Origin of the sequence: Nonomuraea sp. NPDC001831, assembly GCF_042892035.1 — a bacterium.
Classification (GTDB): domain Bacteria; phylum Actinomycetota; class Actinomycetes; order Streptosporangiales; family Streptosporangiaceae; genus Nonomuraea.
Window position 1 is genome coordinate 89,191 of record NZ_JBIATU010000016.1, and the last position, 13,862, is coordinate 103,052.

The 13,862-nt window shown below is 72.9% G+C and carries 12 protein-coding genes; 5 read left to right on the top strand and 7 right to left on the bottom strand.

The window, feature by feature from the left end; translation table 11 throughout:
- Positions 1-2 precede the first annotated feature (2 nt).
- The 5 genes from ACFYYW_RS38260 to ACFYYW_RS38280 all read right to left on the bottom strand — a co-directional run bounded on the left by ACFYYW_RS38260 (position 3) and on the right by ACFYYW_RS38280 (position 5,675).
- Positions 3-932 (bottom strand): alkaline phosphatase family protein, encoded by a 930-nt coding sequence (locus ACFYYW_RS38260; RefSeq protein ID WP_387656656.1) that lies wholly within the window; start codon positions 930-932, stop codon positions 3-5.
- Between the two features lie 8 nt (positions 933-940).
- A complete protein-coding gene (locus ACFYYW_RS38265) occupies positions 941-1,714 on the bottom strand; it encodes a sugar phosphate isomerase/epimerase family protein (RefSeq protein WP_387656659.1) in 774 nt (257 codons plus the stop codon).
- Positions 1,715-1,817: 103 nt separating this feature from the next.
- Positions 1,818-2,819: a LacI family DNA-binding transcriptional regulator gene (locus ACFYYW_RS38270; protein WP_364420351.1), complete on the bottom strand. Its 1,002-nt coding sequence runs from the start codon at positions 2,817-2,819 to the stop codon at positions 1,818-1,820.
- A 242-nt stretch (positions 2,820-3,061) separates the two neighbouring features.
- Positions 3,062-4,156 (bottom strand): hypothetical protein, encoded by a 1,095-nt coding sequence (locus ACFYYW_RS38275; RefSeq protein WP_387656663.1) that lies wholly within the window; start codon positions 4,154-4,156, stop codon positions 3,062-3,064.
- A 91-nt stretch (positions 4,157-4,247) separates the two neighbouring features.
- Positions 4,248-5,675, bottom strand: coding sequence for an FAD-dependent monooxygenase (locus ACFYYW_RS38280; RefSeq protein ID WP_387656666.1), 1,428 nt, complete (start codon positions 5,673-5,675; stop codon positions 4,248-4,250).
- 93 nt (positions 5,676-5,768) lie between these two features.
- Here ACFYYW_RS38280 and ACFYYW_RS38285 point away from each other — a divergent pair, with 93 nt between their 5' ends.
- Positions 5,769-6,062, top strand: coding sequence for a helix-turn-helix domain-containing protein (locus ACFYYW_RS38285; RefSeq protein ID WP_352329347.1), 294 nt, complete (start codon positions 5,769-5,771; stop codon positions 6,060-6,062).
- A gap of 13 nt (positions 6,063-6,075) precedes the next feature.
- On the opposite strand, the gene ACFYYW_RS38290 is transcribed toward ACFYYW_RS38285, so the two are convergent.
- Complete coding sequence (locus ACFYYW_RS38290) at positions 6,076-7,584, bottom strand: LCP family protein (protein WP_387656669.1); 1,509 nt, start codon at positions 7,582-7,584, stop codon at positions 6,076-6,078.
- A 224-nt stretch (positions 7,585-7,808) separates the two neighbouring features.
- Here ACFYYW_RS38290 and ACFYYW_RS38295 point away from each other — a divergent pair, with 224 nt between their 5' ends.
- The 4 genes from ACFYYW_RS38295 (at position 7,809) to ACFYYW_RS38310 (ending at position 12,327) form a co-directional block, all read left to right on the top strand.
- A complete protein-coding gene (locus tag ACFYYW_RS38295) occupies positions 7,809-8,537 on the top strand; it encodes a hypothetical protein (RefSeq protein WP_387656672.1) in 729 nt (242 codons plus the stop codon).
- A 61-nt stretch (positions 8,538-8,598) separates the two neighbouring features.
- Positions 8,599-9,762, top strand: a complete 1,164-nt coding sequence (locus ACFYYW_RS38300) for a thiolase family protein (protein ID WP_387656872.1) — start codon at positions 8,599-8,601, stop codon at positions 9,760-9,762.
- On the top strand, positions 9,759-11,846 hold the full coding sequence (locus ACFYYW_RS38305) for a 3-hydroxyacyl-CoA dehydrogenase NAD-binding domain-containing protein (RefSeq protein WP_387656675.1): 2,088 nt from the start codon (positions 9,759-9,761) through the stop codon (positions 11,844-11,846). Before ACFYYW_RS38300 ends, ACFYYW_RS38305 begins: the two co-directional genes overlap by 4 nt.
- Positions 11,847-11,934: 88 nt before the next feature.
- On the top strand, positions 11,935-12,327 hold the full coding sequence (locus ACFYYW_RS38310; RefSeq protein WP_352325899.1) for an SSI family serine proteinase inhibitor: 393 nt from the start codon (positions 11,935-11,937) through the stop codon (positions 12,325-12,327).
- A 42-nt stretch (positions 12,328-12,369) separates the two neighbouring features.
- Here the strand turns inward: ACFYYW_RS38310 and ACFYYW_RS38315 are convergent, their stop codons facing one another.
- Positions 12,370-13,833 carry an amino acid permease gene (locus tag ACFYYW_RS38315; RefSeq protein ID WP_364414667.1) on the bottom strand — a complete coding sequence of 488 codons (1,464 nt, stop codon included), beginning with the start codon at positions 13,831-13,833 and terminating at the stop codon, positions 12,370-12,372.
- Between the last annotated feature and the right edge of the window lie 29 nt (positions 13,834-13,862).

Sequence of the window (13,862 nt, forward strand, 5' to 3'; positions counted from 1 at the left end):
ATTCACCAACTGTTGAACAGCGGTGTCCCGTCCAGTTCCCAGGCCGGGTCGAGCGGCACGCCGAGCAGGGCCAGCGCGGTCGGGCCGACGTCCACCAGGCGGGGCTCGGCCAGCGGGCGTCCGCCGAGGTCCGCGCCCAGCCGGTTGGCGATCACGAACACCGTGCGCTCCTCGGCCGAGGTGCCGCCGTGGCCGCCCTCGTCCACGTGGCCGTGGTCGGTGGTGACCAGCACGGTCCAGCTCTCCCCCGGACGGGCGCGGACGGCGTCCAGCAGGCGGCCGAGGTAGGCGTCCTGGGCGTGCAGGGCGGCGGCGTACTCGGGGCAGTGGGGGCCGAGGGCGTGGGCCACCTCGTCGGTGTCGCCGAGATAGACGAAGGCGAGGTCGGGGCCGGTCTCGGCGAGGTGGCGCTCGGCGGCGTCGGCGATCTGCCGGTCGGCGGCGGTCCAGGTGAGGGCGTAGCCGTCCAGGACCATGCGGTGGTCGATGGCGGGGCCGAACGCGTTGTGCTCGCCGAGGGCGGCCCAGGAGAGGAAGGCGGCGGTCACGAGGTCGGGGCGGGCATTCTTCGCACGACTCAAAAAGTCCGGAAATTTCGCGAACTGGGGGCTGGTGAAGCTGTTGTCCACGACGCCGTGTTTGTCGGGCCAGGCGCCCGTGGCGATCGACGACCAGCCGGGGCCCGAGTCCGTGCGCGACCTGATCACGCGGCCCGCCGCCGGCGGCTCCGGAGCCTTGGGCACGACCTCGCCGGGCGACTCCGTCCTGGGGGCCGTCCCGGGGACCGCCGCCTCGCCGTACGGGAGCCGGCTGGTGCCGTACGCGCCGGTGGCCATCAACGACGACAGGACCGGCGGGGCCAGGGCGACGAGCCGGTCGAAGCGCAGGCCGTCCATGCCGACCACGAGGACTTTGTTCTTGTTAAGGGGCATTCCCCTATCTAAGCGGTGAACCGCCGTACCCAGTCGACCGCGCCCGGCAGGATCTCCTCGACCGGCGCCACGTCCGGGTACCAGGTGCGCTCCCACTCCAGCGAGACCCATCCGGCGTACCCGGCCGCGCGCAGCAGGTCGCCGGCCTCCTCCAGCGGGACCGAGCCCGTCCCCATCGGGACCGGGGTGGTGTCCTCGGCCGAGACGGCGTCCTTGACCTGGACGTAGGCGAGCGAGGGCCCGAGCGCCGCGAGCGTGGCGGCCGGGGACTCGCCGTGCCGCCACGGGTGCAGCAGGTCCCACAGCGCGCCGGTGACCTCGGGGCGGCCCGCCTCGGCCAGCAGCCCGGCCACGGCGGCGCCGGTGGGCATCCGGTCGTGCGTCTCGACCAGCACGCGTACGCCGAGGGCGGCGGCCGTACCGGCCACGGACCTCAGCCTGCGGGCGCCGACCGCCGGATCGTCGCCGCGCGGGAACACCCGCACGCCCGGCGCGCCCAGGTCGGCGGCCAGCCGCAGGTCGGCGAGGAGCGCGTCGGTGACGGGCACGTCCGGTCCCGGCTCACAGATGCCGACATATCCGGCCAGGGCGGCGATCTCCAGCCCCGCCCGCTCCACCCGTTCCCGCACCCCGCGCCGCTCCTGCGCGGTGAGCCCGGCGTGGACGCCGGTGTCGGGATGCAGCCGCAGCTCAAGCCCCTGGCAGCCGTGCGCGACGGCGATCCCGGCCGCCCGCTCCAGCCCCTCCCCCGGCATCCCCAACGTGCTGACCGCCAGCTTCACGCCGCCACCCCGACTCCCGCGCCCGTCACGCCCACGCCCTCCCAAGCTCGCGCGCCCGTCCCGCTCACGCCCACGCCTTGCCCGGCTTCCGCGGCCGTCCCGCTCACGTCATTCTCCTGACGCTCTCCCGCAGCACGACCTCGCCCGCGACGTGCTCGACCACGGGGGCGGCGGCGGCGTCCTCCCGGCCGAGCGCGAGCTCCAGGGCCCGCGCCCCCATGTCCGTCAGCGGCAGCCGCACGGTCGTCAGCGCGGGCACGTGATCACGCAGCGTGACGATGTCGTCGAACCCGGCCACCGAGACGTCCTCGGGCACCCGGATCCCGCGCTCCCGGCAGGCGGCCAGCGCGCCCACGGCCATCACGTCGTTGACCGCGAACACGCAGGTCGCCGCGCCGATCTCGGTCGCGGCCCGGTAGCCTCCGTCGCGGTCGAACGGCCCGTGGATCACGACGGGCTCGGGCAGGCCCAGCTCCCGCAGCGCCTGCGCGAACCCCTCGCACCGGTCGGCGGCGGTCACCAGGTGGGGCGGCCCGGCCAACACGGCGAAGCGGGTGTGCCCGAGCCCGGCCAGCGCGCGGGCCAGGGCCGCGGCGCCGGCCCGGTTGGCGGGCGCGACGGTGTCCACGCCGAGCAGGTCCTGGCCGACGCAGGCGGCCCGCCCGCCGCCCTCCCGGTAGCGGGCCAGCTCCTCGCGCAGCCGCCCGGTCACGACGGGGTCGGCGACCCGCGAGCCGACCAGCAGCACGGCGCGCACGCGCTGGGCGTTCATGGTGGCGACGTAGGCGATCTCCTGCTCGGGGTCGCGGTGGGTGGTGCCCACCATGACCAGCATGCCCTCGGTGGCGGCGGCCCGCATCGCGCCGTCGGCCAGCGCGGCGAAGTAGGGGTCGGTCAGGTCGTGGACGACGATGCCGATGACGTTGCTCGCCCCCCGGGCCAGCGTCTGGGCGGCGATGTTGGCGCGGTAGCCGAGCTCGTCGGCGGCCCGTTCGACGCGGGCCCGCAGGGTCGCGCCCACCTGGCGGGTGCTGCCGTTGAGCACCCGCGAGGCGGTGGCGAGGGAGACGCCCGCCTGTTTGGCGACGTCCTCAAGCGTGACCACGAGACCTCCCGGAAAGCGGTTTCCAAGTCTGCCAGACGACGACCTGGCTCCGCATCCTCGCACGCCCGCCCCCGGCGGCGACACAACTCCCGGCGCCGCGCTCACCAGGACGGGGCCCGGGATCCTCACGCCCAGGAGAGCTCACCAGGACGGCGGCGGGACCCTCACGCCCAGGGGAGCTCACCAGGACGGCGGCGGGATCCTCACATCCAGGGGAGCTCACCGGGACGGCGGCGGGACCCTCACGCCCAGGGGAACAGGATGTCGAACAGGCCCTTCTTCTCGCTCGGCGAGGGGGCGGGCTGCTCCTGCTGCGCGGGCGGCGCCTGGGTGGGGGGCGCGGTCTCCTGCCGCTCCGGCCGCCTGGTGGCGGGCGCCTCGGCCGAGTCATCCGGGGTGCCGTCGGAGGTCTCGTTCATCTCGTCCTGCGAGCCGTGGGTGGCCTTCTCCTCGGGCGTGGCCGTCGGGCGGCTCTCGCGGGCGGTGGCGGTGGGCCGCACCGACGGCTCGCGGGTGGGACGGGGGCGGCGGGCCACGGGGGTGGGGGTTACGGTCTCGGACACGGTCGGCTCGGCGGTGTCCGTTTCCTCGGGCGCGGGGGCGGACTCGGTCTCCTCCGGGAGCGCGGTCCGCGCCGGGGCGGTGACCTGGCTCGCGCCCGCGCAGGTGCCGGCCCCGCACGGGTCGTCGGAGGAGGTGCCGGTGAGCAGCCAGCCCGCCCCGGCGCCGACCAGCACCACCGCGGCGGCCGCCAGCACCAGCACCCTGGTACGCCGGCGCACCTCGCGATCGCGCCCGGCGCCGCCCCGGCGGTCGTCGGCGTCGTCGGTCCAGCCGGAGCCGAGGAAGCCGCGCCTGGTCTCACCCGCGTCGTCGTCGCGTCCGGGCTTGTAGCCCTGGTCCAGCGGCAGGTAGGGCAGGTCGTCGTCGGCCGCCCGGTCACCGCCGGGAACGTCGGTTCCGTCCGCCCCGACGACCGCGTGCGGCCCGCTCAGGCTCTCGTACGGCCCGGCCAGCGTCTCGTGCGGCCCGCTCAGTGCCTCGTGAGACCCGCTCGGCCCGTCCAGGACGTCGTGCGGGCCGCTCGGGCCGTCGAGCACGTCGTGCGGCGCGTCGGCCGGGGCCATCGGGGTCGCCGGGGTCGCCGGGGACTCGACGGGCTGCGCGCCCTGGCCGGCCGGGAGGATGTAGGTCTCGTTGCCGGAGACCTGGATCGCGGGCTGCTCGTCGGTGTCCTCGGTGCTCCACCGGGGGGACAGCACGTCTCCGGTCAGCTCCGGGTTTAACGATTTACCCTGCCCATCCTCGTACGGCCTGTCGTTCTCGTCGCGCGCCACGATGGAACCTCTCTAGCTCTGAATACGGACCGCGACCTTTCTTAACAGACTTGTCCGGATATTTCACATGTTTCGCTAAAGTTACTCTCCGTCACATCCGTCCCAGCCAGCGGGCGAGCGCGGCCTCCAGCGGGTACCCCCGCGCCGCCGACGTCCAGGCCGTATAGCCGTCGGGCCGCACGAGCAGCGCCTCGGCGTCGTGCTCCGCGGCGCCCCGCACGATCTCCAGCCGGTCCGCCCACGGGGCGGCCGCGGCCACCAGGTCGTCGCGGCCGCCGAGGTCCAGCAGCAGCGCCCGGCCGCCGCGCAGCAGCTCCGCGGTGTGCACCACGCCGCCGGCCGTCTTGACCGGCAGGTCGGGCGCCATCCGCCCGGCCCCCGGCACGCCCACGTCGTAGGCGGTGTCCACCCCGGCGATCATCCCGCTCAGGTACTCGTTGACCTGGTCGAACCGCATCAGCTCGGCGAACAGCTCGCGCAGCGGGTCGACGGCCGGGTCGGGGTCGGCCAGCGCGCTCTGGGCCCGCACATTCCACAACACCCGCGCGCCGACCGGATGCCGCTCGGCGTGGTAGCTGTCCAGCAGCCCGGCGGGGGCCTCGCCGCGCACCTCGGCGGCCAGCTTCCAGCCCAGGTTGAAGGCGTCCCCCAGGCCGGTGTTGAGCCCCTGGCCGCCCCACGGGAAGTGCACGTGCGCGGCGTCCCCGGCCAGCAGGACGCGGCCCGCGCGGTAGGTCTCGGCCTGCAGGGCGGCGTCGCCGTACCGGGAGAGGTTGCGCGCGCCGGCCATCGGGACCGGGGCGCCGAGGATGTGCTCGGCCGCCTCCTGGAGCTCCTCGATCGCGACGGGGGCCTCCCGGTCGGCATGCGGGGCGCGGAAGTCGTAGGTGGTGACGCGGCTGTGCCCGGCGGGGTCGAGCCAGACGATGATCCAGCCCCGCGGCGTACGCGTGTAGCCCGGCGGCACCGTGTACGGGTCGAGCAGCCGCACGTCGCCCATGAGCGCGGCGACGCGGGCCCCGGCGCCGGTGAACGGGATGCCGGCGGCCTTGCGCACGACGCTGCGCGCGCCGTCGGCGCCGACGACGTACCGGGCGGTCAGCTCGCGGCCGTTGACGGTCAGCGCGACGTGGTCGTCCCGCTGCTCCAGGCCGGTGACCTCCTGGCCGCGCCGGATCTCCGCGCCCAGGGCCGCCGCGCGGCGGGCGAACACCTGCTCGGCCCACGCCTGCGGGCTGCCGACGATGCTCGGGCCGCCGTCCGAGACCGCGCCGAGGTCGAGCCCGAACATGCCGGAGAAGTGGAAGCTCACGCTCCCGTACGTGGACCGCCCCACCGCCTCCAGCAGCCCGCGCCGGTCGAGACTCCGGGCCGTGCCCGCGTGCAGCGTCCCGGCCTTGGACTGGCCGGTCGGCACGGCGAGCCGTTCGAGCACCAGCGGCCGCACCCCCTGCAGGCCCAGCTCGGCGGCGAGCAACATGCCCACGGGCCCGCCACCCACCACGGCGACATCGAACACAGCACCCTCCTCGAACCCGGATGAGTACGTAATCTTCGTACATACGAACAATGTCCGTCAAATCATCGTTCGTGTTATCCGTACAATGGCGGCATGCTGCACCCGTCGCGTGACCAGATCCAGTTGGTGGAGGTGCTCGCCGCGCTCGGCCATCCCGTACGCGCCAAGATCGTGCGCGCGCTGGCCTCGGGGGACGAGCTGTTCTGCGGCGAGGTCGTGGCCGACGTGCCGAAGTCGACGCTGACCGCCCACTGGCGGGTGCTGCGCGAGGCCGGCGTCATCTGCCAGCGCCCGGAGGGCCGCAAGCTGTTCATCCGGCTGCGCCGCGACGACCTCGACGCCCGCTTCCCCGGCCTGGTCGACCTGGTGCTGGCCGAGGACCTCTAACCCGCCGGCCGGCTCACAGGCAGGGGTTCGTGGTGGAGTCGACCACCTTGTCCTTGAGCGAGCCCGGGATCGCCGACGCCACCCGCACGCCCGGCCAGTCGGCCCCGATGACGAGCTGCACGATCGGCCCGTCGGGCAGCGGGGTGACCTTGGTGGGGTACGGCTTCGGGTTCACCGGCGCGACCTTGCCCGCCACCGGCGTGCGCTTGTCCTTCGACAGCCGGGCGGCCACGGCGTCCCCGTAGGCGGCGCCGTTGTCGGCGTCCTTCTTGGCGTACCGGATCGAGGTGGTGGCCACCGGCGCGGCGTTGCCGACCTGGACGACGGCGAACCCCTGGTCGGCCAGCTCGTCGGCCACCTGACCGGCCTTGCCCAGCTCGGTCGTGCCGTTGAGCACCTGGACGCGTACCCGCTCGTTCGCGACCTTCGGCGTGGTGGCGGCGGCCGAGGGCGGGGTCACGTTGACGTCGGAGCGCACGGCCTCGAAGAAGTTGCGCGCGTCCGGCTGCTTGAGCTGCACCCGGTTCTTGTCGGCCGGGTACGCCTCCACCGGCACGGTGATGCCCTTGAGCTCCTTGGCCGTCAGCCCCTGGACGCTTCTGGCGATCTCCACCATCCGGTCCAGCGTGAGCTCAGTGTCCGGGCTGACGGCCTTGGCCCCGGCCCGCAGGAACGCGTTGAGCTTGACGGGGTCGGTGAGCAGCCCGCCATCGGTGATCTTGTCCAGCACCTTGGTGAGGAAGACCTGCTGGCGCTGGATGCGGCCGAGATCGCTGCCGTCGCCGAGGGCGTAGCGGGTGCGCACGTAGCCGAGGGCCTGCTCGCCCTTGACGACGTGCTTGCCCGCGCTGAGCACGAGCTTGGCCTTGGGGTCGTTGACCGCCTTGGGCAGGCAGATCTCGATGCCGCCGAGGGCGTCGACGATGCCCTTGAAGCCGGTGAAGTCCACCTTCACGATGTGGTTGATCTTGATGTTGGTGAGCGACTCCAGCGTGCGGACCGTGCAGTTGATGCCGCCGTCGTTGAAGGCGGAGTTGATCTGGCGCAGCCCGCCGGCCAGCATCGCGCCGGAATGGCTCCGGCACGGCGGGATCATGACCATGGTGTCCCGGGGGAAGCTGATCATGGTGGCCTTGTCCCGGTCCGGGGAGATGTGCAGCACCATGATCGTGTCAGTGCGCTCGCCGAGGCCCTGCGACTTCGCGCCGTACTTCTTGTTGTCGCCCTCGCGCGAGTCGGAGCCGACGAGCAGCACGTTGAGCGCGCCGGTCTCGGGCGGCCTCGACGGCCCGGCGTCCACCGGGGGTAGGCGGTCGATATCGCCGTCGATGCTGCGGTAGTACGCGTACCCGCCCAGCGTGACGACGACCAGCACGAACGTCAGCGCCATGCTCACCCACGCCAGCGGCGTGATCCGCCGCGCGGGCCCCGAGGGCCGGTCCAGGCGACGGTCAGGGCGCTGATCGGGGTGGCGGTCGGGGCGATGCTGCGGCCGTTCCGGCGCTCTCCGGCCCTCGCTCACGCGCCCCCCTCTACGCGCGCCCGCACAGGACGCAACCCCGCGCGCCCCTCGCAGAGCGCGGCCCCCTCTGGTGTGACGCGCAGCATACTGACAATCCGCCGTATATACGGCGTGTCGCAAATTTCGCCCGATAGCAGCCTCCGGCGGACGCGTCCGGCGAGGGCTCCATGCAATGCGCGCGAATCCGCGGCGTCACTACGGTCCGTGACGCCATCATGACGTCCATGTTTCTGACCGAGATGGCGCCCCCTCCAGGCGCCGAGGCGCTGGCCGGGCTGCGCGCCGCCGCCCGGACCGCCCGCCGGGCCGTCTTCGTCGCGCTCACCGGCTCGATCGCGCTGCTGGCCACGTCCCAGGTGCTGGCCGACCGCGCGCCGACCAGAGAGCAGACGTTACCGCTCGCCGTGCTCTCGCTGGCGGTGTTCGTGACCGCGGTGCCCATCCTGGCGGGCACCCAAGTGGTGTGGGGCGCGCGGGCGCGCCTGGTGCGCCGGCGCGAGCGCGAGCTGTTCGCCGTGCCGCCCTCGGCCCGGCGGCGTCCGCTGAGCCGGCTCGGCGTCGCGTCCGGCTGGGCCGTGCTGCTGCTGCTCGGCGGCACCTCTCCCGGGCAGTTCAGGGCGGCCGCTCTGTACGCCTTCGCCGACGCCCTGAGCTGGGCCGTCGAGGCCGCCATGGTGATCGGCCTGGCCGCGGGGGTGTCGTTCCTCATCTGGTGGGCACGGGACGCCCTGGGGATAGTGGCGCGCGCCGGCCGTCCGGGAGGATCACCTGGCGATCCGTGGGATCCCGGCCGGAGCGCGCGTCCACGAGGGGGCGCGGCGCTCTGGACGGGCGCGGCCGTGGCGGTCGCCGCCCTGCTCGGAGCCCGCGCCCATCTCTGGGAACCACCCATGCCGATCGTTTACGGGCTGCTGACCGCCGCCCTCGTCTGCGGGGTGGTTACCGACGAGTAGCATAGGCGCGGAACCCCATCCAAGAACGAGGAGCGAATCCGTGCCTTCCTCTCGTGACGTCGTGTTCGTGGACGGCGTACGCACGCCCTTCGGCAGGTCAGGGCCGAAGGGACTGTACGCGGAGACCCGCGCCGACGACATGGTCGTCCGCGTCATCCGCGAGCTCATCCGGCGCAACCCCGGTCTGCCTCCCGAGCGCGTGGACGAGGTGGCCATCGCCGCGACGACCCAGATCGGCGACCAGGGCCTGACCATCGGCCGCTCGGCCGCGGTGCTGGCCGGTCTGCCCAAGAGCGTGCCCGGCTACGCGATCGACCGCATGTGCGCGGGCGCGATGACCGCGGTCACCACGGTCGCGGGCGGCATCGCCTTCGGCGCCTACGACGTGGCCATCGCCGGCGGCGTCGAGCACATGGGCCGCCACCCCATGGGCGAGGGCGTGGACCCCAACCCGCGGTTCCTGTCGGAGAAGCTGGTCGACCCGAGCGCGCTGGTCATGGGCATGACCGCCGAGAACCTGCACGACCGCTACCCGTCGATCTCCAAGGAGCGCGCCGACGCCTACGCGGTGCTCTCGCAGGAGAAGGCGGCCAAGGCGTACGCCGACGGCAAGATCCAGCCCGACCTCGTGCCCACCGCGGTCAGGACGGCCGAGAAGGGCTGGGGCCTGGCCGCCGAGGACGAGGCGCCGCGCCCCGGCACCACGATGGAGGCGCTGGGCGCGCTCAAGACGCCCTTCCGCCCGCACGGCAACGTCACGGCGGGCAACTCCTCCGGCATCAACGACGGCGCCACCGGCTGCATCGTGGCCGCCCGCGAGGTCGCCGGCGAGCTGGGCCTGACGCCGAAGATGCGCCTGGTCTCCTACGCCTTCGCGGGCGTGGACCCCGAGGTGATGGGCGTGGGCCCGATCCCGTCCACCGAGCGGGCGCTGCGGCTGGCCGGGCTGTCCATCGGCGACATCGGCCTGTTCGAGATCAACGAGGCGTTCGCCGTCCAGGTGCTGGCCTTCCTGGAGCACTTCGGCATCGCCGACGACGACCAGCGCGTCAACCCCTACGGCGGCGCGATCGCCTTCGGCCACCCGCTGGCCTCCTCGGGCGTCCGGCTGATGACGCAGCTCGCCCGCCAGTTCGGCGAGCGGCCCGACGTGCGGTACGGCATCACCACCATGTGCGTCGGCATGGGCATGGGCGGCACTGTGATCTGGGAGAACCTGGCATGAGCGACATCGAGACCTGGCGCGCGCTGCTGAGCGGGCGCAACACCGACGAGGTCGTCACCAAGGCCCTCGTGCGCGACGTGCCACTGCCCGGCGGCGCCGGCACGATGGCCCTGATCACCCTGGACAACGGCTTCGACCACACCAAGCCCAACACCTTCGGCCCGCACGGCCTGTTCGCGCTGGAGGAGGCCCTGTCGGAGATCGCCGCGCGGACCGACCTGGCCGCCGTGGGCGTCACGGGCAAGCCGTTCATCTTCGCCGTCGGCGCCGACCTCAAGGGCGCGGCGGCCGTGGCCTCCCGCGAGGAGGCCGAGGCCATCGGCGCGCTGGGCCACCACGTCTTCCGCCGGCTGGGCGAGCTGCCGGTCCCGACGTTCGCGTTCGTGAACGGCGCGGCCATGGGCGGCGGTCTGGAGATCGCGCTGCACTGCGCGTACCGGACGATCTCCTCCGGCGTGCCCGCGGTGGCGCTGCCCGAGTGCTTCCTCGGCCTGGTGCCCGGCTGGGGCGGCACGCAGCTGCTCCCCCGCCTGATCGGCCCGGCGAACGCGATCAAGCTGATCATCGAGAACCCGCTGTCGCAGAACCGCATGATCAAGGGCGCGGACGCCTACAAGCTGGGCGTCGCGGACGCGATGTTCGAGCCGGCCGACTTCCTGGAGGAGTCGCTGCGCTGGGCCGCCCGCGTGGTCAAGGGCGAGGTGACCGTCGAGCGGCAGGAGCACGACGGCTGGGACAAGGCCGTCGCCGACGCGCGCTTCCTGGTGGACATGAAGCTGCGCGGCGCCTCCCCCGCCCCCTACCGGGCGCTCGACCTGATCGCGCTGGCCGCGACCGCCTCGCGCGACGAGGGCTTCGCCGCCGAGACGCAGGCGCTGGCCGACCTGCTGATGGGCGACGAGCTGCGGGCCGGGCTCTACTCCTTCGACCTGGTCCAGCGCCGGGCCAAGCGTCCGGCCGGCGCGCCGGACCGGTCGCTGGCCCGCAAGGTCACCAAGGTCGGCGTCGTGGGCGCCGGGCTGATGGCCTCGCAGATGGCGCTGCTGTTCGCCCGCCGCCTGGAGGTCCCGGTCGTGCTGACCGACCTCGACCAGTCCCGCCTGGACAAGGGCGTGGGGTACGTGCACGCCGAGGTCGACAAGCTGCTGGGCAAGGGCCGCGTCTCGGCCGACCAGGCCAACCGGCTCAAGTCCTTGGTCACCGGCTCCCTGACCAAGGACGCCTTCGCCGACGCCGACTTCGTCATCGAGGCCGTCTTCGAGGACATGGCGGTCAAGAAGCAGGTGTTCGCCGAGGTCGAGGCCGTGGTCTCGGCCGACTGCGTGCTCGCCACCAACACCTCCTCGCTCTCGCTCACCGAGATGGGCGCCGGGCTGGCGCACCCCGAGCGGCTGGTCGGGTTCCACTTCTTCAACCCGGTCGCCGTGATGCCGCTGCTGGAGATCATCAGGGGCGCCTCGACCGACGACGCCACGCTGGCCACGGCGTTCGCGGTGGGCAAGTCGCTGCGGAAGTCGTCCGTGCTGGTCAAGGACGCGCCGGCGTTCGTGGTCAACCGGCTGCTGACCTGCTTCATGGGCGAGGTCGTGGCCGCCGTGGACGAGGGCACGCCGCTGGAGGTCGCCGAGCACGCGCTCGACGGTCTGGGGCTGCCGATGACGCCGTTCGCGCTGCTGCAGCTCGTCGGCCCGGCCGTCGGCCTGCACGTCGCCGAGACGCTGCACGCGGCCTTCCCCGAGCGGTTCGGCGTCTCGGAGAACATGGCCAAGCTGGTCGCCTCGGGCAAGCCGGGCGTCTACCGTCCGGACTTCTCGCTCGACCCGGAGGCGGTGGCCCTGTTCGCCGGCGGCACGTCGCCGTCCACGGCCGAGCAGGTCCGCGAGCGGGTGCTCGGGGCGCTGTCCCGGGAGATCCGGATCATGCTGGACGAGGGCGTCGTCGCCGGGCCGCAGGACATCGACCTGTGCATGATCCTGGGCGCCGGCTGGCCGTTCCATCTGGGTGGCATCACGCCTTATCTGGACAGGTCGGGGATCGCCCAGCCGCGGTTCCTTCCGCCCGGTGTGGCCTCGCTGCCCGCGTGATTTTACGGAGGCCCGCCCGGCGGGTCTCCGTACGTCATGGCCGCCTTCGCCGTAGCGTACTGTGCCGTCCTACGAACGGAGAGTAACCATGATGCGAGCAGTCGGCACGATCGCTCTGTGCGGAGCCCTCGTGCTGGGCGCGTCGTCGCCCTCCCTGGCGGCGCCGCGCACCCCCAAGGTCGTCCTCAAGGTCACCATGGCAGTGAAGAACGGCCCCACCAAGGGCGCCTGGCTCAACTGCAGCCCCGACGGCGGCACCCACCCCTCCGCCCACGCCGCCTGCGACCTCCTGCGAAAGGTGAAGGGCGACCCGGCCAAGATCAACGTCTCGCCGAAGGCGGCCGCGGCCTGCGGCAAGGAGGTGGAGCCGCGCGCCGTGATGATCCTCGGCAAGTGGTACGACAAGACCGTCAAGTGGGGCAAGGTCTACACCAACGCCTGCACGATGAAGGCGGGCCTCGGCACGCTCCTGGCCATCTGAGCGGGTGAGGGGGGCGGGCCGCCGGCCCGCCCCCCTCGCGCGTCACCGGCCGGGCACGGCCCCCCGCCTGCTGTGACGGTAGCCGTAGGCGAAGTAGACGACCACGCCGATGACCATCCAGACGACGAACCTGAGCCAGGTCTCCAGCGGCAGGTTGAGCATCAGGTAGAGGCAGGCCAGCACCGACAGGATCGGCAGCAGCGGCACCATCGGCACCCGGAAGGCCCGCTCCAGGTCGGGCCGGGTGCGCCGGAGCACGATCACGCCGACCGAGACCACCATGAACGCGAACAGCGTGCCGATGTTCACCAGCTCGGCCAGCTCCCCGAACGACACGAACCCGGCCAGCGCCATGGTCACCAGGCCGATGAGGACGGTGAGCCTGGCGGGCGTGCCGAAGGTGGGGTGGACGACGGCCAGCCGGCGCGGCAGCAGGCCGTCGCGGCACATGGCGAACAACACCCGGGTCTGCCCGAGCAGCAGCACCAGCACCACCGTCGTCAGACCGGCGATGGCGCCCACGCTGATGATGCCGGCCAGCCACGGGTGGCCGACGGCGGTGAACGCGTCCGACAGCGGCGCGCTCGTGCTCAGCTGCTTGTACGGCTGCATGCCGACCACGACCAGCGAGACGGCGACGTAGAGGATCGTGCAGACGGCCAGCGAGCCGATGATGCCGCGCGGCACGTCGCGCTGCGGGCGCACGGTCTCCTCGGCGGCGGTGGCCACGATGTCGAAGCCGATGAAGGCGAAGAACACGATCGCCGCGGCCGAGAAGATGCCGATCACGCCGAACGCGACGGGCGTGATCCCGAACAGCACCTGGATCAGCGGCGCCTTCAGCCCCTCGACCCGCGGCGAGGCCACCGGCTCGGGGATGAAGGGCGTGTAGTTGGCGGCCTTGACGAAGAACAGCCCGGCCACGATGACCAGCAGCACCACCGTGATCTTGGTGATCACCAGGATCAGGTTGACCCGCGAGGAGATCTTGATGCCGGCCACCAGGACGGCGGTGAGGATCAGCACGATGGCCACCGCGGGCACGTTGACCACCGGATCGTCGCCCGCGATGGAGGCCGGCAGGTGGATGCCGACGGAGTCGAGCATCGAGGCGAAGTAGCCCGACCAGCCGACCGACACCACGGCCGCGGCCAGCGCCAGCTCCAGGATCAGGTCCCAGCCGATCACCCAGGCGGGGAACTCGCCGAGGGTGGCGAAGGAGAAGGTGTAGGCGGACCCGGCCACGGGGATCGTCGAGGCGAACTCGGCGTAGCACAGCGCGGCCAGGCCGCACACGACGCCCGCCACGACGAACGAGACCGCGACCGCCGGCCCGGCCACCTCCTTGGCCACCTGACCGGTGAGCACGAAGATCCCGGTGCCGACGATCACGCCGATGCCGAAGACCATCAGGTCCATGGCGCTCAGGCGCTTGCGCAGCTGGTGCTCGGGAGTTTCGGTGTCGCGGATCGACTGTTCGACGCTCTTCGTGCGAAAGATGTCCACGATCAGCGATCCTTCCCAGACCCTCCGTG